A 379-nucleotide genomic window follows, 5' to 3' on the forward strand; every position below is an offset into this window, starting at 1 on the left:
AGGATTATCTCAGTGGCCTGCCGCGCGATACCTTCATCGAACGCCTGAGCTGGTTCTATGGTGAAATTAATGTGCTGCACCCTTTTCGTCTTGGCAATGGCCTGACCCAGCGCATTTTCTTTGAACAGCTGGCGATACATGCCGGCTACCTTCTTAACTGGCGTGACGTTGACCCCGCCGGCTGGAGTGCGGCCTGCCAGCAGAGCGCGATGGGCGATCTGGCCCCGCTGGTGGCGATCTTTCGCAAAGTGGTAAGCGAAGCGCGGGAATCTGAGTAGAATAGCCCGGTTTTGATTGTTCCGGAGCCGCTATGATCCTGCTTATCGATAACTATGACTCTTTCACCTGGAATCTGTATCAGTACTTCTGCGAACTGGGG

General features: G+C 54.6%; 1 protein-coding gene. It reads left to right on the plus strand.

Annotated elements, in window-relative coordinates:
• A partial coding sequence (locus I6F20_RS38140) for a Fic family protein (protein WP_275945426.1) occupies positions 1-278 on the plus strand: 278 nt, incomplete at its 5' end.
• Positions 279-379: the final 101 nt, after the last annotated feature.

Origin of the sequence: Bradyrhizobium sp. IC3123 (assembly GCF_020193625.1) — a bacterium.
Classification (GTDB): Bacteria; Pseudomonadota; Alphaproteobacteria; order Rhizobiales; family Xanthobacteraceae; genus Bradyrhizobium; species Bradyrhizobium yuanmingense.